This is a genomic window from Nocardiopsis sp. LOL_012, from assembly GCF_048060475.1.
Lineage (GTDB): Bacteria > Actinomycetota > Actinomycetes > Streptosporangiales > Streptosporangiaceae > Nocardiopsis.
This window is the reverse complement of the sequence record NZ_JBHMIV010000028.1, coordinates 46,242-64,304: the sequence shown is the minus strand read 5'-3', so window position 1 is coordinate 64,304 and position 18,063 is coordinate 46,242. Positions and strand designations below refer to the sequence as shown.

General features: G+C 71.0%; 18 protein-coding genes and 1 tRNA gene. 7 read left to right on the top strand and 12 right to left on the bottom strand.

All coding sequences use genetic code 11. From position 1 onward, the window contains the following. Nucleotides 1-83: 83 nt before the first annotated feature. From ACFHWE_RS17465 to nth, 3 genes are all read right to left on the bottom strand, one after another. The gene (locus ACFHWE_RS17465; RefSeq protein ID WP_416602713.1) at nucleotides 84-1,262 is read right to left on the bottom strand and encodes a MarP family serine protease; all 1,179 of its coding nucleotides are present in this window, start codon (nucleotides 1,260-1,262) and stop codon (nucleotides 84-86) included. 17 nt (nucleotides 1,263-1,279) lie between these two features. Further along, nucleotides 1,280-1,933 carry an NUDIX hydrolase gene (locus tag ACFHWE_RS17460; protein ID WP_416602712.1) on the bottom strand — a complete coding sequence of 218 codons (654 nt, stop codon included), beginning with the start codon at nucleotides 1,931-1,933 and terminating at the stop codon, nucleotides 1,280-1,282. Nucleotides 1,934-2,076: 143 nt separating this feature from the next. Then, nucleotides 2,077-2,820, bottom strand: coding sequence for an endonuclease III (gene nth / locus ACFHWE_RS17455; RefSeq protein WP_416602711.1), 744 nt, complete (start codon nucleotides 2,818-2,820; stop codon nucleotides 2,077-2,079). A 302-nt stretch (nucleotides 2,821-3,122) separates the two neighbouring features. Here nth and ACFHWE_RS17450 point away from each other — a divergent pair, with 302 nt between their 5' ends. After that, the gene (locus tag ACFHWE_RS17450; protein ID WP_197024288.1) at nucleotides 3,123-3,797 is read left to right on the top strand and encodes a Crp/Fnr family transcriptional regulator; all 675 of its coding nucleotides are present in this window, start codon (nucleotides 3,123-3,125) and stop codon (nucleotides 3,795-3,797) included. 277 nt (nucleotides 3,798-4,074) lie between these two features. Here ACFHWE_RS17450 and ACFHWE_RS17445 read toward each other — a convergent pair whose 3' ends face one another. From ACFHWE_RS17445 to ACFHWE_RS17430, 4 genes are all read right to left on the bottom strand, one after another. Further along, nucleotides 4,075-4,881, bottom strand: coding sequence for an MBL fold metallo-hydrolase (locus tag ACFHWE_RS17445; protein WP_416602710.1), 807 nt, complete (start codon nucleotides 4,879-4,881; stop codon nucleotides 4,075-4,077). Nucleotides 4,882-4,942: 61 nt separating this feature from the next. After that, nucleotides 4,943-5,779 (bottom strand): NUDIX hydrolase, encoded by an 837-nt coding sequence (locus tag ACFHWE_RS17440; protein WP_416602709.1) that lies wholly within the window; start codon nucleotides 5,777-5,779, stop codon nucleotides 4,943-4,945. Between the two features lie 55 nt (nucleotides 5,780-5,834). Continuing rightward, a complete protein-coding gene (locus tag ACFHWE_RS17435) occupies nucleotides 5,835-6,299 on the bottom strand; it encodes a RidA family protein (protein WP_416602708.1) in 465 nt (154 codons plus the stop codon). Next, a complete protein-coding gene (locus ACFHWE_RS17430) occupies nucleotides 6,299-6,472 on the bottom strand; it encodes a DUF4177 domain-containing protein (RefSeq protein WP_013156298.1) in 174 nt (57 codons plus the stop codon). The genes ACFHWE_RS17435 and ACFHWE_RS17430 overlap by 1 nt, the downstream gene beginning before the upstream one ends. Before the next feature lie 141 nt (nucleotides 6,473-6,613). On the opposite strand from ACFHWE_RS17430, the gene ACFHWE_RS17425 reads away from it, so the two are divergent. Next, nucleotides 6,614-7,636 carry an ArsA-related P-loop ATPase gene (locus ACFHWE_RS17425; protein WP_416602707.1) on the top strand — a complete coding sequence of 341 codons (1,023 nt, stop codon included), beginning with the start codon at nucleotides 6,614-6,616 and terminating at the stop codon, nucleotides 7,634-7,636. Beyond that, complete coding sequence (locus tag ACFHWE_RS17420; RefSeq protein ID WP_416602706.1) at nucleotides 7,633-8,781, top strand: ArsA family ATPase; 1,149 nt, start codon at nucleotides 7,633-7,635, stop codon at nucleotides 8,779-8,781. Before ACFHWE_RS17425 ends, ACFHWE_RS17420 begins: the two co-directional genes overlap by 4 nt. Before the next feature lie 3 nt (nucleotides 8,782-8,784). Here the strand turns inward: ACFHWE_RS17420 and ACFHWE_RS17415 are convergent, their stop codons facing one another. Next, nucleotides 8,785-9,102 carry a WhiB family transcriptional regulator gene (locus ACFHWE_RS17415; protein ID WP_416602705.1) on the bottom strand — a complete coding sequence of 106 codons (318 nt, stop codon included), beginning with the start codon at nucleotides 9,100-9,102 and terminating at the stop codon, nucleotides 8,785-8,787. Between the two features lie 422 nt (nucleotides 9,103-9,524). Here ACFHWE_RS17415 and ACFHWE_RS17410 point away from each other — a divergent pair, with 422 nt between their 5' ends. Further along, nucleotides 9,525-11,897, top strand: a complete 2,373-nt coding sequence (locus tag ACFHWE_RS17410; RefSeq protein WP_416602704.1) for a transglycosylase domain-containing protein — start codon at nucleotides 9,525-9,527, stop codon at nucleotides 11,895-11,897. Between the two features lie 54 nt (nucleotides 11,898-11,951). On the opposite strand, the gene ACFHWE_RS17405 is transcribed toward ACFHWE_RS17410, so the two are convergent. After that, nucleotides 11,952-12,404, bottom strand: coding sequence for a GatB/YqeY domain-containing protein (locus ACFHWE_RS17405; protein WP_416602702.1), 453 nt, complete (start codon nucleotides 12,402-12,404; stop codon nucleotides 11,952-11,954). 98 nt (nucleotides 12,405-12,502) lie between these two features. Between ACFHWE_RS17405 and ACFHWE_RS17400 the strand changes: the two genes are divergently transcribed. Both ACFHWE_RS17400 and ACFHWE_RS17395 read left to right on the top strand, forming a co-directional pair. Next, nucleotides 12,503-13,423, top strand: a complete 921-nt coding sequence (locus ACFHWE_RS17400) for a metallophosphoesterase (protein WP_416602701.1) — start codon at nucleotides 12,503-12,505, stop codon at nucleotides 13,421-13,423. A gap of 90 nt (nucleotides 13,424-13,513) precedes the next feature. Then, a tRNA-Pro gene (locus ACFHWE_RS17395) sits at nucleotides 13,514-13,590 on the top strand. A gap of 178 nt (nucleotides 13,591-13,768) precedes the next feature. On the opposite strand, the gene ACFHWE_RS17390 is transcribed toward ACFHWE_RS17395, so the two are convergent. Both ACFHWE_RS17390 and ACFHWE_RS17385 read right to left on the bottom strand, forming a co-directional pair. Further along, the gene (locus ACFHWE_RS17390; protein WP_416602700.1) at nucleotides 13,769-14,710 is read right to left on the bottom strand and encodes an ATP-grasp fold amidoligase family protein; all 942 of its coding nucleotides are present in this window, start codon (nucleotides 14,708-14,710) and stop codon (nucleotides 13,769-13,771) included. 136 nt (nucleotides 14,711-14,846) lie between these two features. Then, complete coding sequence (locus ACFHWE_RS17385) at nucleotides 14,847-16,085, bottom strand: PucR family transcriptional regulator (protein ID WP_416602699.1); 1,239 nt, start codon at nucleotides 16,083-16,085, stop codon at nucleotides 14,847-14,849. Between the two features lie 94 nt (nucleotides 16,086-16,179). On the opposite strand from ACFHWE_RS17385, the gene ACFHWE_RS17380 reads away from it, so the two are divergent. Beyond that, nucleotides 16,180-17,676: a flavin-containing monooxygenase gene (locus ACFHWE_RS17380; RefSeq protein WP_416602698.1), complete on the top strand. Its 1,497-nt coding sequence runs from the start codon at nucleotides 16,180-16,182 to the stop codon at nucleotides 17,674-17,676. Here the strand turns inward: ACFHWE_RS17380 and ACFHWE_RS17375 are convergent. Then, nucleotides 17,673-18,059 carry a RidA family protein gene (locus ACFHWE_RS17375; protein ID WP_416602697.1) on the bottom strand — a complete coding sequence of 129 codons (387 nt, stop codon included), beginning with the start codon at nucleotides 18,057-18,059 and terminating at the stop codon, nucleotides 17,673-17,675. The two genes, ACFHWE_RS17380 and ACFHWE_RS17375, sit on opposite strands and share 4 nt — an antisense overlap. Between the last annotated feature and the right edge of the window lie 4 nt (nucleotides 18,060-18,063).

Below are 18,063 nucleotides of genomic sequence, written 5' to 3'. Positions count from 1 at the left end.
GGGCGGGCAGAACTGCGGCCGGAGGCCGTCCGTTGAGGGTGGTGGTGGGCGACGGGCGGGCCTGCGAGGGACCGTAAGCACGGTCAATCACAGACCTGCGACGACACCTCCGCCGTCGCCGTCAGTCCCGCTCCGGCGTTGGTCGCGACCTCGTCCGCGGTGAGCACGTAGCCGGTCTCGTCCTCGTTCGTGGCCGCCGCGAACACCACCCCGTACACCGTGCCGTCGGGGGCCAGCAGCGGCCCGCCGGAGTTGCCCGGCCGCACGACCGCCCGCACCTGGTAGATCTCCCGGCTCACCTGCTGCGAGTGGTAGAAGTCTGGCCCCTGGGCCGTCTGGCGGGCCCTCACACGCGCTGGAACGGCCGTGAAGCCGCTGTTGCGGGGAAACCCGGCCACGACGGCGTCGGCGCCCTCATCGGCCTCTCCGTTGAACTCCAGCGGTGTCAGTTCCAGCCCGGGGACGTCGAGAACGGCCAGGTCCTGCTGCGGGTCGAACAGCACCAGGGTCGCCTCCAACTGGTGCCCGTCCCGGGTGACCACCCGAAGGTCCCGGGTGACCCCGGCGACCACGTGGGCGTTGGTCATGATCCGGTCGTCACCGTAGGCGAACCCGGTCCCCTCCACCCGCCGCTGGCACTCCGGTGCGGTTCCCAGGACCTTGACCACGCTGTGGCTGGCCTCGATGAGCTCGGGGGTGGTGAGAACCTCGGGGTCGGGCGGCTCCACCTCCGCCAGTTCTCCGGTCCCCAGCCCGCTGAACACCTGGGGGAAGTCGCTCTGGTCCACGATCCCCCGAAAGGTCGTGAACCCGCTGTGCGCCGCCTCGGGCATCACGGCGTCCACCGACTGCAGGATGCGGGAGTCCTGGACCTGGCCGGCGATGAAGGGCAGCGCCGAGTTGGCCACGGTGCTGCCGATGAACCATGCCACGAGCAGGACCGAGACCCCGCTGACGACCGCGCCGCCGAGGGCGTCCAGGACGCGCGCCGAGTCCCAGGTGACCCGGTTGCGGACCAGCGTGCCCAGATAGGAGAGCAGGAACTGGCCCAGGGCTGCCGCCAGGAACACCACCGCGATCGCCAGCAGCGCCTGGCGCCCGGGGTCGGCCACCCACTCCTGGATGTGGCCGGGAGCGGTCAGTGCGGCGAGGACACCGCCGCCGACGAACCCCGCGAAGCTGAAGACGCCGACGATGAGCCCCTGCCTGTAGCCGATCACAGCGAACACCAGCAACAGGACCATCAGGATCACGTCGAGCACGGTGGCCTCCAAGAGCGTCACCCGACCGGGCGGAGACCGTGCGGGGTGGCTTCGAACACGTCAGTGAGACCCTCCCGGTGCCAGGGAAGTTCCCATCCGCCCAGACCGAGGAGGGCGTCGACGACCGCGCCGGTGAAACCCCACACGAGCATGCCGTCGACCCGGAAGCCGGGGCCCCACGCGCCATCGCCGCCGTAGCGGACCTGGACCCGGTTACCGGGGTCGGCGAGGTCGGCGACGGGCACCCTGGAGACCGCGGCGACCTCGCCGATGTCGACGGGGCGCACGTCGCTCGGTCTGCGCCACCATCCCAGGACGGGCATGACGCGGAAGTCGCTGAAGGGCAGGTACAGCTCTGGGAGGCGGCCGACCACGTCGATCCCGTCCGGCTCGGCACCGGTCTCCTCCGCCGCCTCGCGCAGCGCCGCCGCCTCGGGTGAGGCGTCGGTGGGCTCGATGCGGCCGCCGGGGAAGGCGGGCTGCCCGGGGTGTCTGCGCAGACCCTCGTTGCGCTGGATGAGGAGCAGGTCCGGCCCCGACTCCCCCTCACCGAAGAGGATGAGTACGGCCGACTCGCGCCCTCCGGTCTCCGGAGGGCGCATACGGCGGGGGACGGGCATCGTCCTGGCCGACTCAGCGAGAGCGGTGAGCCAGCCCGGTGTCGAGTTCATGAAGGAAACCTGCCCTGGGGGTCGTCACACCGGTTGTGTGGACGGGGCGTGACCGAACCCGTCCGGGGACGGTGAGTGTGTACCCACTCACTTGACCAGGGTACAAACCCGCGGCGTCCCCCCGTGGCGGTCGCCCCGAAATCTCAGGCGAACGAACGCATACGCAGAAGCTTCACGGCGGTGGCCTCGTCGGTGGGCCCCTCCCCGAAGGACGGGCACCACCGGGCGAGGCCGCATGCCCCGCAGGCGGGCCTGCGGGCGTGGCAGACCCTGCGCCCGTGCCACACGACGCGGTGCGAGAGCATCGTCCAGTCCTTGGGCGGGAAGAGTTCGGCGATCTCGTGTTCGACCTTCACCGGGTCCTGTTCCCCGGTCCACCCGAAACGTCGGACAAGACGCCCGAAATGGGTGTCAACCGTGATTCCGGGCACATCAAAGGCATTACCAAGCAGTACGTTTGCCGTCTTACGCCCAACACCCGGTAGTTTGACCAGGTCGGAGAGGTTTCCAGGAACCTCGCCGCCGTGCTTCTCGCACAGGGCCTGACCCAACCCGATGAGGTTGCCGGCCTTGGACCTGAAGAAGCCGGTCGAACGGACCATCTCCTCCAGTTCCTCGCGCCGGGCCGACGCGTAGGCTTCGGCACCGGGATAACGCGCGAAGAGCGCGGGGGTGACCTGGTTGACCCGCTTGTCCGTGCACTGGGCGGACAGGATCGTCGCGACCAGCAGCTCCAGGGGGGTCGTGAAGTTCAGTTCGCAGTGCGCGTCCGGATACAGCTCGACGAGCTCCCGGTACATCTTGCGGGCACGGCGGACCAGTGCGAGCCGGCTCTCCCCGGTCGGTGTGACCGGTACCGCACTGCCGTCTGGTGTCTCACGGGGCATCGTCACAGGATAGGCGCCCCGAGCACCCCGTACCGGCGCTCGGGGAAGGGGGAGAGTGCGTCCGGGTGAGCGGGGCATGGGGCTTTCGAGGACCGGGATTATGCCACCGATGCCCGCAAAGCGGCGGGGGGCGCCCGGAATGCGGACCGATTCCGACTAAGATCGCATGGGCTGACGTCGGCTGTTGTGAGCGTGCGATCTCCCGGCGGACAAGCCGAGGCAACGACCTGGTTTCACGACCGGGTGCGATATACGTCACACTGTTGGCGGTCGGGTTTTTGGGAGGACGAGTAGTGGACGAGATCAACGAGGTTCTACGGAAGGCTCCTCTGTTCGAGGCGCTGGGTGAGGAGGACACGGCCGCGCTCCGCTCCTCGGTCAACGAAGTACGCCTCGGCCGCGGGCAGACCCTGTTCGGGGAGGGCGACGAGGGCGACCGCCTCTACGTGATCCTCAGCGGAAAGGTGAAGCTCACCCGCACCGCGGTGGACGGCCGCGAGAACCTGCTCAGCGTGCTCGGCCCGAGCGAGATGTTCGGTGAGCTGTCGCTGTTCGACCCGCGCCCGCGCACGGCGAGCGTCGTCGCGGTCACCGACTCCGTACTGGCAGGCCTGGGCCACGACGACCTGCGCCCGTTCCTGTCCAGCCGCCCGCACGTCTCCCTCCAGTTGCTCAAGGCCCTGGCCGAGCGGCTGCGCCGCACCAACGACGTGATGGCCGACCTGGTCTTCACCGACGTGCCCGGGCGCGTGGCCAAGGCCCTGCTGGAACTCGCCGACAAGTTCGGCAAGGAGAGCGACGACGGCCTGCACGTCCACCACGACCTCACCCAGGAGGAGCTCGCCCAACTGGTCGGTGCCTCCCGTGAGACGGTGAACAAGGCCCTGGCCGAATTCGCCCTGCGCGGCTGGCTGCGCATCGAGGCCAAGGCCGTGGTCCTGCTCGACGTCGAGCGCATGCGCCGCCGCGCCCGCTAGGCTGTGTTCTTTGAACCTCCGCTCCGCTTCGGTCCGTGCTCGGGCGCCCGGAGAACGGGAACCTTCGGCGCCTACGGCGTGTTCACCCGTTCCTCGCGAACCCGCCTCCGGCACCTCCGCCAGCCCCGTGGGCGCCCTCGCAACCCCCTGCGGTGCGGCACCGCGTTCAAAAAACAGCTCCTAGGCGCATTGGCCTGACAGGTCAGGACCGCGTCGCCTTGTGGCCGCCGCCTCCTCGGGGTAGGCGGCCACAGCGCTGTCCGGGGCCGCCCGCCGATCAGACCTCGACCTCCTCCGAGAGCTCACCGTGCTGTTCGAGGTAGCGCAGCTGGGCGCGCACGGACGAGTGCGCGGCCAGACGGATCTTCTCGGAGATGTCCGGGTAGACCTTGTCGACGATCTCCTCGGTACTGGCCGCCCCCGATCTCAGAGCGGCCCGCACCTGCTCCAGTCGCGACTCCCGGTGGTCGATGTAGGAGCTGAGCACCGCGTCCGGGGAGGAGAGGATCGGACCGTGCCCGGGCAGCAGCGTCCGCACCCGGTACTCGCGCACGAGGTCCCGCAGCCGGTACAACGAGTCCATGTAGGGGGCCAGGCCGTCGTCGCCGTCGATCACCGGCGTCCCGTGGCCGAGGACGGTGTCACCGGTCAGAAGGGTGTCGTCGGACTCCAGCAACAGGCACACGGAGTCGTCGGTGTGCCCCGGCGTGGCGATCACCCGCAGCTCCAGGCCGTCCACGGAAATCACCTCCCCGTCCTCCAAACCGGATCCGCCCACCCGCATCCGCGGGTCGACGGCGTGGACCGGGGCGCCGGTCAGCTCCGAGAAGTAGCGGCTCCCCCCGGTGTGGTCGTCGTGCCGGTGGGTCACCAGGGACATGACCACCTGGGCGCCCTGCTCCTGCACCATGCGCGCCACGCGCTCCAGGTGGCGCTCCTCGTGCGGGCCGGGGTCCACGACCACGACGCCGCGCGCCCCCGGCTCCCGCAGGAGCCAGGTGTTGGTCCCCTCCAACGTCATCGGGCCGGGGTTGGGGCAGAGCACGCAGCTCGCGCGCAGTGTTCCGGAACCGTCGATCCTCATCGCACCTCGCTCACTCGCCGGGGCCGAACCGGACCGTGTGGGCGCCGTGGCGCGGGGTCCCTCAGGAGGTCTTCTTCGGTCGGGGCAGGGGATAGCGGGACCCGTCCGGGGCCACGACCCAGAGGTGGCCGTCAATCTCCCGAACATCCGGTTCAAAAGGGACGATATCCCGTTGAACGCGGCGTACACCTGCCAGGGTGCGACAGGCGGCCAACTGGGCGCACGAGAACAGGGTGGGCGGCAGCATCGGCAGCCGCCCCGCCTCCCACGCGGCGGGGACGGCCGCGGGGTCGGTCCAACGGATGGCATCGGCCTCCCCGCCCACGTCGCGGGGCACCTGGCCGGGTGGCGGTTCGGCGACGAAGAACCAGGTGTCGAAGCGCTTGGGCTCCGTCCTGGGGGTGATCCAGCGGGACCAGGCGCGCAGCCACTCCGACCGCAGCACCAGGCCGCGCCGCGCGAGCACCTCCGTGAAGGAGCGGGAGCGGTCGATCAGCCCCAGCCGGTCCCGCTCCCACTCCTCGGTGGAGGTGTCGAGGGTGATCGGCTCCCCCTCGGCCCGTCCGGGCCTGTCGGCGAGCAGGACGCCGGTCTCCTCGAACGTCTCGCGGACCGCCGCGCACACGAGCGCCCGGGCGGTGCGCACGTCCGTGCCCAGGGTCCCGGCCCACTCCCGCGGGGAGGGCCCCGTCCACGGCAGGTCCCCGTCGGCGTCGCGCTCGTCGACCCCGCCTCCGGGGAAGACGTGGGCCCCCGGCGCGAACCCCATGGAGCGCACCCGGCGCATGAGCAGGACCTCCAGGCCCGCCCCGCCCTCGCGCTCCGCGGAGCGGAGCAGCATCACCGTGGCCGCGGGCCTGGCTTCGGGGGCGCCCCGCGGCGCCTGTTCGACGGACATCCTGCCCTCCTGCTCCGGACGGTCGCGCCGCGGACCCGGTTCGTCGGACGACCGGTCAGCGGACCTCGACGATCATCTCGACCTCGACCGGCGCGTCCAACGGCAGGGACACCGCGCCGACGGCGCTGCGCGCGTGGACACCGGCGTCACCGAAGACACGGCCGATCAGGTCGCTGGCCCCGTTGATCACACCGGGCTGCCCGGTGAAGTCGGGGGTGCTGGCCACGAAACCGGTCAGCTTCACCACCCGCACCACCTTCGACAGGTCGCCGATCTCGGCGCGCACCGCGGCGATGCCGTTGAGCGCGCACCGGGCGGCCATGTCCCGGGCGACCTCGGCCGTGACGCCGCCGCCGACCCTGCCCGTGACGGGCAGCGCACCGTCCACGAAGGGCAGTTGGCCCGCCACGTACACGTGGTCGCCGGAGCGCACCGTCGGCGCGTACGAGGCCACCGGGGGCACCACCTCGGGGATCGTCAGTCCCAGGTCGGCGATGCGCTCCTCCGGAGTGGCGGCCATCAGAGCTCCCGCTTCATGTAGGCCACGTACTGCTGGTTGCGCGGGTCGGTGCCCTCCGGGAGCGGCGCGGGCACGACGCTGACGAGCTCCCACCCGTCCGCCCCCCAGTTGTCCAGGATCTGCTTGGTGGCGTGCGACAGCAGAGCCACCGTCTGGTACTCCCACTTGCTCATGTGCAACTCCCCCATCGGAAACCGCGACCCGCCGAGACGACCGGGCCGAACGTCAACGCCGCCACCTTACTCACCCCGTGCGCCCACCGGCGCGGCCCGTGTCCCCGACCGGCACGCGCGCACGCACGTAGACTCCGTGGCGTGAGCGAGGCTGAGTTCGGACGGGGGACCCGCGCACGATTGCACATCGTCACGGGCAAGGGCGGGACGGGCAAGACCACGGCGGCGACGGCGCTCGCCCTGGCCCTGGCCGCGGAGGGGGGCCGGGTGCTCCTCGTGGAGGTCGAGGGGCGGCAGGGGATCGCCGGCCTCCTGGACCGGCCTCCCCTGCCCCCCGAGGAGCGCGAGCTCATCGTCCTCCCCAGAGGCGGCCGCGTGTGCGTCCTGGCGGCCGACGCCGAGGCCGCGCTCCTGGAGTACCTGGCGATGTTCTACGGGCTGGGACGCGCGGGACGGACCCTGACCAGGATGGGCGTCGTCGACTTCGCGACCACGATCGCCCCCGGCCTGCGCGACGTCCTGCTCACCGGGAAGGCCACCGAGGCGACACGCCGTCGCGCGGGGGGCCGCCGGGGAACGGGCGACGCCTCCGCCCCGTTCCACTACGACGCGGTGGTCATGGACGCCCCGCCCACCGGCCGCATCGGCCCCTTCCTCAACGTCAACTCCGAGGTGGCCGGGCTGGCCCGGGTGGGTCCCGTCCGGAGCCACGCGGACAAGGTCATGGACGTCATCCGCTCGGAGCGGACGCTGGTGCACTTCGTGGCCCTGTTGGAGGAGATGCCCGTGCAGGAGTGCAAGGACGGGATCGCCGAGATCGAGGGGCTGGGGCTGCACGCGGGATCGGTACTCGTGAACATGGTGCGACCGCCCCTGCTGGGAGAGGAGGACCTGGCCGCCGCCGCGGACGGGGGCTTCGACGGGGCCGCGCTCGTCCCCGGGCTGGCCGCGGCCGGGCTGGCCGACGCGCCCGGTCTCGCCGCGGCTCTGTCCGGTGAGGTGCGCGCGCACGCGCTCCGGACGGGTCTGGAGCGGCGGACCCGGGAGGACCTGGCCGCCGTCGGCCGGCCGATGGTGGACCTGCCGTACGTGGAGGGCGGGGTGGACCGGCCCGCCCTGGAGCGGCTGGCGGACGCTCTGAAGAGCCAGGGGATGGTGCGATGAGCGCTGAGGCAGGGGCGGGCCCGGCCCGTCTGGACGTGGACGCGATCATCGACGACCCTCGTACCCGGATCGTGGTGTGCTGCGGGGCGGGCGGTGTCGGCAAGACCACGACCTCCGCGGCCCTGGGGCTGCGCGCCGCGGAACGCGGTCGGCACGCGGTGGTGATCACCGTGGACCCCGCTCGGCGTCTGGCCCAGTCACTGGGGCTTGAGTCGTTGGACGGGACACCGCGCCCGGTACCGCTGGCCGAAGGCGCCCAGGGCACCATGCACGCGATGATGCTCGACATGAAGCGCACCTTCGACGAGGTCGTCGAGGAGCACGCCGACCCCGAGCGGGCGCGGCAGATCCTGGACAACCCGTTCTACAAGACGCTCTCCACCGGCTTCTCCGGCACACAGGAGTACATGGCGATGGAGAAGCTGGGCCAGCTCCGCCGGTCCGGCGACTGGGACCTGATCGTGGTGGACACCCCTCCCAGCCGGTCGGCCCTGGACTTCCTGGACGCGCCCAAGAGGCTGGGCCGGTTCCTCGACGGCAAGCTGATCACGTTCCTGAGTGCCCCGGCGGGCAAGGGCGCGTTCCGGGTGCTGGGTTCGGGGTTCGGCCTGGTGGCCTCGGTGGTTGGCAAGCTGGTCGGCGCCCGGTTCCTCGACGACCTGAGGTCGTTCGTCTCCGCCTTCGACACGGTGTTCGGCGGGTTCCAGAAGCGTGCGGAGCAGACCTACAGGCTGCTCCAGGAGCCGGGGGCGGCGTTCGTGGTGGTGGCCGCCCCGGACACCGACGCGCTCCGGGAGGCGTCCTACTTCGCCGACCGCCTGGCCGCCGACTCGATGCCTCTGGCCGGGCTGGTGGTCAACCGTGTCCATCCCCTTCCCGACGGCGGGCGCCTGTCGGCCGCGGAGGCCGAGCGGGCCGCGGAGGCTCTGGGCGGCGGCGAGGGCCACACCCTGGCCGCGGCCGCGCTGCGCCTGCACGCGGAGCGGGTGCGGCTGCGGGCACGGGAGCGGCGGCTGTGCCAGGAGGCGCTGTCCGCGCATCCGGGGCTGCCCGTGGCGGAGGTGGCCGCGCTCGCGGAGGACGTGCACGACCTCGACGGGCTGCGCTCCATCGGCGCCGCGCTGGCCGACCCCGTACGGGCCTGACCCTCAGAGGGCGGCGACCCCGCGGTCACCCACGTAGCGGCCCAGGTCGGTGTAGCCGCCGCGGCGGGCTTCCTCCAGCACGGCCGCCCAGTCCCGGACCCCGGGGTGCTTGCGCAGGAGCGCGCGGCGCTCGCGTTCGGTCATCCCGCCCCACACCCCGAACTCGACCCGGTTGTCTAGCGCGTCGGACAGGCACTCCGTACGCACCGGGCAGCCCCCGCAGATGAGCTTGGCGCGGTTCTGTGCCGCGCCCTGGACGAACAGCGCGTCGGGGTCGATACCCCTGCACCGTGCTCTGGAGGTCCACTGTTCGGTCCGCATGTGCCTACTCCCAATACACGTACGCCGGGCCTGGGGATTCGTGTGACATGAGCGTGTCCGGAAGGCGGTATGCTCCCGCTGCCGTGGGGGATGGCCGCTGAGAGAACCGGTCTCCTTCCGTTCATCGAACGTACGGATCCGAACGCCCCGCCACCAGAACCCGACCGACCCCCTCGACGTCTCACCGGTATGGCCCGCTCGAACCATGGCGGAGGGCCCGGTGGGCCATCGGCCCAGGTCTCCGGACGGTGAAGGTCGCGTCCGTGATCGTGTTCGAGTGCGATAACCATGAAAAGATGATCTGTGGGCAACCGTCCGCTCCCCCAGTGGACGATTCGTCACGCTTACGCACGCTCCGTTCCACATTGCACTGTTTTTAGATGCTCGTGGTCACTTAGTCTGGTGGGGTGGGTCAGGGGACATTGCTTCAAAGAATCAGCCAACTCGTCGTCGTCAGCTCCCTAGCGGGTCTCCTGGTCGCCCTGCTGGTCCTGCCGGCACTCGGCGGCATCGGAATCACCGCGCGGGACGTCGCCAGTGGATTCCTCGATATGCCGAGTGACCTGGAGACACCGCCTCCTCCCCAACGCTCCACGATCTACGACGCCGAGGGCGGCGTCATCGCGGAGATCTTCGACCAGAACCGGGAACTCGTCGCCCTCGACGACGTCTCGCCGGTCATGGTCGACGCGATCCTCGCCATCGAGGACGCCAGCTTCTACGAACACGGCGGCATCGACCTCAGCGGCACCCTCCGCGCGGCCGTCCGCACCCTGGGGGGCGACACCGAGGGCGCCTCCTCCATCACCCAGCAGTACGTGAAGAACGTCCTCATCGAGGCCGCCACCTCCCAGGAGGAGCTGGAGGAGGCCCGTGAGACGACCATCGCCCGCAAGATCCGGGAGCTGCGCTACGCCGTGGCCCTGGAACAGAGGATGACCAAGGACGAGATCCTTGAGGGCTACCTGAACATCGCCTACTTCAGCGACGGCGCCTACGGGGTCGAGTCGGCCGCCCAGCACTTCTTCCACAAGCCCGCCAGCGACCTGGAACTGCACGAGGCCGCCACGATCGCGGGCCTGGTCCGCTACCCCTACCTGTACAACCCCCGCTTCTTCCCCGAGCAGACCGAGGACCGCCGCAACGTGGTGCTCGACCGCATGGTCGCCAGCGGTGCCATCACCCGGGCCGAGGCCGACGAGGCCAAGGCCGTCGAGACGGACTGGAGCGACCTGGACACGGCCCCCAACGGCTGCGTACCCAGCGACCAGCCGTTCTTCTGCGACTACATCGTCCGCGAGATCGAGGCCGATCCACAGTTCGGCGAGAGCGAGACCGAGCGGGCCCGCTGGCTGCGCACCGCCGGGCTGGAGATCCACACCACCCTGGACCCGCAGACGCAGCAGGCCGGCCAGGAGGCCGTCGACGAGTGGGTGCCCCGGGAGAACGAGGCCCGCAAGGTCGCCGCACAGGTGGTCATCGAACCGGGGACCGGCCACATCCTCGGCATGATGCAGAGCCGCAACTACGGCCCCGACGAGAGCCGCCTCGGCGAGACCTCCATCAACTTCACCACCGACGCCTCCCAGGGCGGCAGCACCGGCTTCCAGGCCGGGTCGACCTTCAAGGCCATCACGCTGGCCGCCGCCCTCGACGAGGGGCTGCCGTTCAACACCAGCTTCTCCGCCCCGGGATCGCTGACGGTGACCGGCCAGCGCTCCTGCAACGGCGGCAGGCTCCAGAACTGGCCCGTGAGCAACGCGGGCGACAGCAACGCGGGCACGCTCAACATGATCGGCGGTGCCAAGGCCTCCTCCAACACCTATTTCGCGCAGTTGCAGGCACGGGTCGGCCTGTGCGACGTGATGCAGATGGCGGAGACCCTCGGCCTGCAACGCGCTGACGGCACCAGGTTCACGGAGAACCCCAACACCCTGGCCAACAACAGCTTCACGCTGGGCAGTGAGGAGGTCTCCCCGCTCCGGGTGTCCAACGCCTACGCCACCTTCGCCTCCGGCGGAATGTACTGCGAGCCGCAGGCCATCACCCAGATCGTCGACCACCAGGCGGACGCGACGCTTGAGTTCGCACCCGAGTGCGAGCGGCGTCTGGACCAGAGCGTGGCCGACGGGGTGGCCTACATCCTGTCGCAGACCTTCAACGGCGGCACCACCACCAACGTGCCCATCAGCCATCCCGCGGCCGCCAAGACCGGCACCACCGACGGTTCGGCCGCGGCCTGGTTCGCCGGATTCACCAGGCACATGGCCAGCGCGGTCTTCGTCGGCGACCCGCGCGGACCCCAACAGTACCCGCTGCGCAACATCGAGATCGGCGACCGCTACTTCCCGGTGGTGTACGGGGCGACGATCCCCGGCCCCATCTGGCAGCAGACCATGGAGAACGCCCACGAGGGCCTGCCCGTCGAGCCACTGCCCGGCCCTCCTGCGGAGTTCGGCTCCACACGGCCGCCCCAGCAGCCCACGACGACCAACGAGGCCACCGACACCGGCGGGGTGCCCGACGTCGTGGGTATGGAACAGGCCGCCGCGGTCAGCGCCCTGGAGGCGGCCGGCTACCGGGTGAACGTGTCCGGGAACCCGATCCGCTCACCCGAGCCGGAGGGCTCGGTCGCCGCGGTCAACCCCGACCCGGGCACCCGGCTGCCCGAGGGCGCCACGGTGAACGTGTTCCTGAGCAGCGGCGGCGGGGTCGCCTCCGAGGACTCCGACCCCGAGACGTGGTTCCCGGTGCAGCCGGCCGGGCTCGGCACGACACGGGAGGACAGGGAGTAGGACGGCGGGCGGGGCGCGGAGGCGGCGGGCAGCCGCCCCCGCGCCCCGCGCGTGTCAGGACAGTTGGCGCTTGACCTCGGCGGCCACCCGCTTGCCCTCGGCCCGTCCGGCGATACGCGGGTTGACCACCTTCATGACCTGGCCCATCGCCCGCGGTCCCTCCGCGCCGGTCTCCTCGACCGCGTCGGAGACCAGCGCGGCGAGTTCGTCGTCGGTGAGTTGCTCGGGCAGGTAGTCGGAGATGACCTCGCTCTCGGCGCGCTCGGCCGCGGCCTGCTCTTCACGCCCGCCCTTGTCGAACGCCTCGGCGGCCTCACGGCGCTTCTTGGCCTCGCGGGTGAGCAGCTTGACGATCTCGTCGTCACCGAGGGAGCGCTGGGAGGAACCGGCGGCCTCCTCGGTGGAGATGGCGGCGAGCACCATGCGCAGGGTCGCGGTGCGGACCTGGTCACGCGCCTTCATGGCGGTGGTCAAGTCGCTCTTGAGGCGGTCTTTGAGTTCGGACATGGCCCGATCCTACGGCGGAGCGTCCCGGGGCCACCAACGGTTTGCGCGCGTCGCCCCGCGGTTCTGGGACCATGGAACGGGCCGACGGAAGGGAACCGATGGGTACGGACAGCAGGCGGATCCTACGCGGAATCGGACGCGTGGCCGCCGCCACAACGGCGATCGGCGTGGCGGGCGTGGCCTACGCGTCGGTGATCGAGCGTAACTGGTTCCGGTTGCGCCGGTACGAGCTTCCACTGCTGCCGCCGGGCGCCGACCGGCTACGCGTCCTGCACCTGGCCGACGCGCACCTGACGCCCGGCAGGAGGATGCTCATCGAGTGGATCCGTGGGCTGGCCGAGCACGAACCAGACCTGGTCGTCAACACCGGCGACTCCCTGGGGCACCGGGACGCCGTCGACCCGTTCATCGACGCCCTGGGCCCGCTCCTGGACCGGCCCGGCGCGTTCGTGTACGGCTCCAACGACATGTTCTCCCCGCAACTGAAGAACCCCGCCCGGTACCTGTGGCGCACGAGCCGCGCCGACTACAAGAAGCGCCGGGTCCCGGACCTGCCCTGGCGTGAGCTGGGCGAGCGGATGTCCTCGGCGGGCTGGCTGGACCTGAACAACCGCAAGGGCTCACTCAAGGCCGCCGGTTCCGGCATCGCCCTGGCCGGGGTGCACGACTCCCACATCGGGCTGGACCGCTACGACAAGGTGGCCGGCCCCGCCGACCCCGACGCCGACCTGCGGATCGGGCTGCTGCACTCCCCGGAGCCCGCCAACCTGGACCGGTTCGCCGCCGACGGCTACCAACTGCTGCTGGCGGGCCACACCCACGGCGGTCAGTTGTGCCTGCCGTTCTACGGAACCCTCGTCACCAACTGCGGCATCGACCGCCGCCGCGCGTGGGGCCTGCACCGGTACGACAGCGCGTGGCTGCACGTGTCCGGCGGCCTGGGCACCTCGCCGACCGCGCCGGTGCGGTTCTGCTGCCGCCCGGAGGCGACCCTGCTGGACCTGGTCGCCTCCTCCTGACCCCGGTCGGCCCGCGCCCGGCCGGCCCCACGCCGAGAAAAAGGCGTACCCGAGCACTCCCCATGTCCGTTAGACTTGGGGGCGTTGCTTCGGGGTGTAGCGCAGCTTGGCAGCGCGCTTCGTTCGGGACGAAGAGGTCGTGGGTTCAAATCCCGCCACCCCGACCAGCCAGAACGCCGGTCCTACGGGACCGGCGTTTTGCGTGTAGGAAGCCAGAATGGTCGTTCACCCACACGCTGCAGATGGTCCGCCCTGCCGTCGAGGTTCGCCCCAGGGAGAACCCGGGACCCGAGGTTCGCCTTGAGGCGAACCTCGGGCCGTCGCCGCGCGCCATGGCGGGGCCCCTCAGCGGCGCCACCACGGCGGCGGATACGCGCCCATCGTGACGGCCTCCGGGATCGGCCTCCGGCGGGTGGGGACACGCAGTTCGGCCGCCTCCCAGGCCGCCCCCAGTCGCAGGTCCCACTCCTCACTGAAGTGGTCGTAACCGCCCACCCAGGCGTTGACCTCGCCGACCTGCGGTCCCTGGTCGGTCGCGAACAGGTCGACCCGGGTGAAGGCGTACGGGGAGGCCGTCGAGACGCGCCGGGCCGCCTCCTCCAAGGCCTTCCGGTCCGTCGGCGGTTCCAGCGAGTCATCGATCTTGTCCGTGTGCTTGCCGGTCTCCACCGGGTTCCACTCCGCGTCGTACCACCGGTAGGAGGCACGCACCCCCCGATTGTCCGGGCGAGGGCGTCCGCGCCGCTGGAGGATGAGGGCGATGTCGCCCTGGAACGTGTAGAACTTGAGATCGTCGGGCACCCCGGTTCCCGCGGTGAAGGGCTCTTCGAGAAGCCACACGTCGGAGATCTCACGGCGAAGAGCGACCTTTCCGGCCCGCAGCCTGATCTCATCCAGGCTGCGGCTCCTGTCGGTCAACCGGTCGTAGTAGCTCTTACCGTCCGGTTCGAGGACCATGACACCTGCGGCGCTGCACCCCTCCAGCGGCTTGAGCACCACGGGGCGCCGAAGGTGTTCCTCGGTCAGGTTGTCGATTCCTTCGAGGACCGTGTGCACACGGGCGTGCCCAACGCCGATCCGGTCCAGGAGGAGATACGCCCCGAGCTTGGTGGTGGCCCGGTAGTACTCGGCGTCCGGAGCCAAGTCCCGTTTCTGGAGGAGCTCACGGCACTTGTAGGCGAAACTGGCCGCGCTGCGGTTGTGGTCGAGTTTGGCTTCGGACGGCACTGCACCGGTATCGGTGGCGCGTAGGGCCTTCGTCCCTGCGTGGCTGGTCGGGGCGCTCAAGGCGGTCTCCAGAGCATGGGGGATATGAGCATGTATGGGCGGATCGACTTCCGCAAGCAGATCCTATGTGTGACACACAACATCGCGGGCTCCGTTCCCATACGGTACTGCGGCCATCAGCAGGGGACGGGGGCCCTCACGCCTCCCCTCGCCAGCGGAGCACCTCCAGGGCGGCGGCCACCGCCACCACGTTGTCGGCGAGCGGGCGCGGCAGCAGCTCGTCGGCCCTGGCCAGCCGCCGCAGCACCGTGTTGCGGTGGGTGTAGAGCCGCCGCGCCGCCGCCGTGGTGCTGCACCGCTCGCGCACGTAGACCTCCACCGCCTCCCGAACCTGCGGGTCGGCCGTGACCAGGTCCCCCAGGGTGTCGGCGACGAACTCCTCCGCCTGCGCGGTGTCGGCGGTGAGCAGTGCGGCGAGCTGGACGTCCTCGTACCGGGCGATCCGCCGGGGCGAGCGGGCCAGCATCCGCTGGGTGGCGGCGGCGTCGAGGTGGCTGCGCCGGAAACCGTCGACACCGGGTCCGGGCCGCCCAAGCGCCACCCGGACCCCGGTCCGGTCGGCGAGGCGTTCGGCCAGCGGCCCCGTCTCGGGCACGGTGGCGACGGGCAGCCACATCCACAGCGAGGCCGCACCGGCCACCACCGTCAGCCGACCCGCCGCACCGGTCGCGTTCGCCAGGGCCTCGGCCACCTCACCCAGCCGCTCCGGAGCCGTCGCCGACCCGCCCCAGACGATCGCGGCGGTGTGCGGACCGGTGAGCCGGTAGCCGAGCCGGGCCTCGGCCCTGGCGCGGCCGATGGGTGCCCCCTCCAGCAGCAGGGCGACGGTCTCCCGGCGCTCGGCGTGCGTGCCCCGGGTGAGCTCGGCGCGCTCACTCTCCATCCGCGCGGAGATCGCGGCGACGGTGTCGTCGATGAAGGTGGAGATCGACAGCGCGGACACGTCCAGCAGCTCACGCAGCTCATCCGGGTCCGAGGTCAGCCCGAAGCAGATCTCCGTCCACCTGCGCCAGACCACCCCCTGTGCGGTCCGGTATCCCCCCAGGGCGTTCTGGTCCAGTCCCCGGCGGACCAGGTCGCGGGCGGCCTCGACGGTCTCCGGCGCGAGGTTGGCGGGCACCCGGCACCCCGGTTCGCGCACGTTGGCCGCCGCCCAGTGCAGGAGGTTGGAGCGGTTGGTGCGGCGCACCCCCTCGGCCAGCACGGGGTCCTCGGTGATGGGCCGCATGCGCTCGCCGCGCAGGGACGCGGCGACGATCTGGTCGACCCACTCCTGGCGCGGGGCCAGCACGCTCTCCGCGCCCCTGCGCATGAGTTCGGCCACCCGGGGGGACACCCGCGGCCACGGCTCCTCGGACACAGCGCTCTGCACCATGGTCTGATCATCCCAGAGCAAAGTGCTGTGGCGTGATCGGGGCCACACCACCGATCCTGGGAGCCCGGCCACCCCCGTCGGAGCGGAGAGGGACATGACCACACACACGCCGACCGAGCACCTGGACGTCGTCGTCATCGGGGCGGGGATCTCCGGGATCGGGGCCGCGCGCTATCTGGCGACCCACGCGCTGTCGAAGAGCTTCACGATCTTGGAGGCCCGGGAGGACCTGGGCGGCACGTGGGACCTGTTCCGCTACCCCGGCATCCGGTCGGACTCGGACCTGTACACCTTCGGCTACGAGTTCAAGCCGTGGCGGGACGAGGACGCGATCGCCGACGCGCCCAAGATCCTCGACTACCTGCGCGAGACGGCACACGAGAACGGTGTGGACGCCCGCATCCGCTACCGGCACAGGGTGCTGAGCGCCTCGTGGTCGTCTGAGCGGGCGCGGTGGACCGTCGAGGCCGAGCGCACCGACACCGGCGACCGGGTCAGGCTGACCTGCGGGTGGATCTTCTGCGGCAGCGGCTACTACGACTACGACGCGGGCTTCACCCCGCGGTTCGAGGGCAGGGAGCGCTTCCGCGGCGAGATCGTGCACCCTCAGCACTGGCCGGAGGACTTCGACTACGCGGGCAGGCGGGTCCTGGTGATCGGCAGCGGGGCCACGGCCGTCACCCTGGTGCCGGCGATGGCCGAGACCGCCGCGCACGTCACGATGCTCCAGCGCACCCCCACCTACGTCATGCCGGTGCCCAAGCGGGACCGGCTCTCCAGCCGTCTGAAGAAGGTGTTCGGGCCGAAGCTGGGCTACGCCCTGGCACGGCGCAAGGGCATCGCCCAGCAGCGCGCCGTCTACGCCTTCTGCCAGAGGTACCCGCAGGCGGCGCGGAAGCTGATCCGCCGGGTCAACACCCGGCTGCTGCCCGAGGGCTTCCCGGTGGACGAGCACTTCAACCCGCCGTACGACCCGTGGGACCAGCGGCTGTGCGCGGTCCCCGACGGCGACCTGTTCCGGGCCATCCACCGGAAGCGGGCCTCGGTGGTCACCGACCGGATCAGCACCTTCACCGAGAACGGGGTGCTGCTGGAGTCCGGCCGGGAGCTGGAGGCCGACGTCATCATCACCGCCACCGGCCTGAACCTGAAGGTGTTCGGGGGGATCGCTCTCACGGTCGACGGCCGGCCCGTGCACCTGCCCGACACGGTCGCCTACAAGGGCATGATGCTCTCCGGGGTACCGAACTTCGCCTACGCCATCGGATACACGAATTCGTCGTGGACGCTGAAGGTCGGGCTGCTGTGCGAGCATTTCTGCCGCCTGCTCGGCCACATGGACGCCCGCGGATACGATGTCTGCCGCCCGGAGGTGTCGGGGCCGGAGATGGCTACGCGGCCGCTCCTGGACTTCTCCGCCGGGTACGTCCAGCGCTCCATCGACGCGCTGCCGCGCCAGGGCGACCGCATGCCGTGGCTGACCTCGTTCTCCTACCACTCCGACGTCAAACTGCTGCGCGCGGACAGCGTCACCGACCCCGAACTGCACTTCTCCCGGGCCGAGGCCGCGCGTCCCTCGGCGGCTCTCTAGCCCTTCGGGGTGTAGAGCACCGCGTCGATCTCGACGGCGAACCCCGGCAGGTCCGCCTGGATGGTGGTGCGCACCGGCGGCTCGTCGCCGAAGAACTCGGCGAAGAGCCCGTTCATCTCCTGGAAGTCGTCCAGGTCGCGCAGGTAGACGCGGGCCTGGACGGCGTCGGCCAGGGTCGCCCCCGCCGCGTGGGCGATGGCGGCGAGGTTGGCGAACGTGGCGCGCGTCTGCTCCTCGAACGTACCCTCCAGGAGGGAGCCGTCCGTCAGGTGCGGGGTGCATCCGGCGACGTAGACGAAGTCCCCGGCGACGACGCCCTGCGAGTAGGGGCCGCCGGGCGGGGCAGCGTCGGGGGTGGAGACGGTCAGCTTCCTCTGGGCCACGGGT

What these genes read in the sequence shown, in the direction of transcription:
- ACFHWE_RS17385 (WP_416602699.1), bottom strand. Translation starts at nt 16,085, where the DNA reads ATGGTGCAGAGCGCTGTGTCCGAGGAGCCGTGGCCGCGGGTGTCCCCC.
- nth (WP_416602711.1), bottom strand. Translation starts at nt 2,820, where the DNA reads ATGCCCCGTGAGACACCAGACGGCAGTGCGGTACCGGTCACACCGACC.
- ACFHWE_RS17405 (WP_416602702.1), bottom strand. Translation starts at nt 12,404, where the DNA reads ATGTCCGAACTCAAAGACCGCCTCAAGAGCGACTTGACCACCGCCATG.
- ACFHWE_RS17415 (WP_416602705.1), bottom strand. Translation starts at nt 9,102, where the DNA reads ATGCGGACCGAACAGTGGACCTCCAGAGCACGGTGCAGGGGTATCGAC.
- ACFHWE_RS17420 (WP_416602706.1), top strand. Translation starts at nt 7,633, where the DNA reads ATGAGCGCTGAGGCAGGGGCGGGCCCGGCCCGTCTGGACGTGGACGCG.
- ACFHWE_RS17400 (WP_416602701.1), top strand. Translation starts at nt 12,503, where the DNA reads ATGGGTACGGACAGCAGGCGGATCCTACGCGGAATCGGACGCGTGGCC.
- ACFHWE_RS17460 (WP_416602712.1), bottom strand. Translation starts at nt 1,933, where the DNA reads ATGAACTCGACACCGGGCTGGCTCACCGCTCTCGCTGAGTCGGCCAGG.
- ACFHWE_RS17445 (WP_416602710.1), bottom strand. Translation starts at nt 4,881, where the DNA reads ATGAGGATCGACGGTTCCGGAACACTGCGCGCGAGCTGCGTGCTCTGC.
- ACFHWE_RS17380 (WP_416602698.1), top strand. Translation starts at nt 16,180, where the DNA reads ATGACCACACACACGCCGACCGAGCACCTGGACGTCGTCGTCATCGGG.
- ACFHWE_RS17430 (WP_013156298.1), bottom strand. Translation starts at nt 6,472, where the DNA reads ATGAGCAAGTGGGAGTACCAGACGGTGGCTCTGCTGTCGCACGCCACC.
- ACFHWE_RS17440 (WP_416602709.1), bottom strand. Translation starts at nt 5,779, where the DNA reads ATGTCCGTCGAACAGGCGCCGCGGGGCGCCCCCGAAGCCAGGCCCGCG.
- ACFHWE_RS17435 (WP_416602708.1), bottom strand. Translation starts at nt 6,299, where the DNA reads ATGGCCGCCACTCCGGAGGAGCGCATCGCCGACCTGGGACTGACGATC.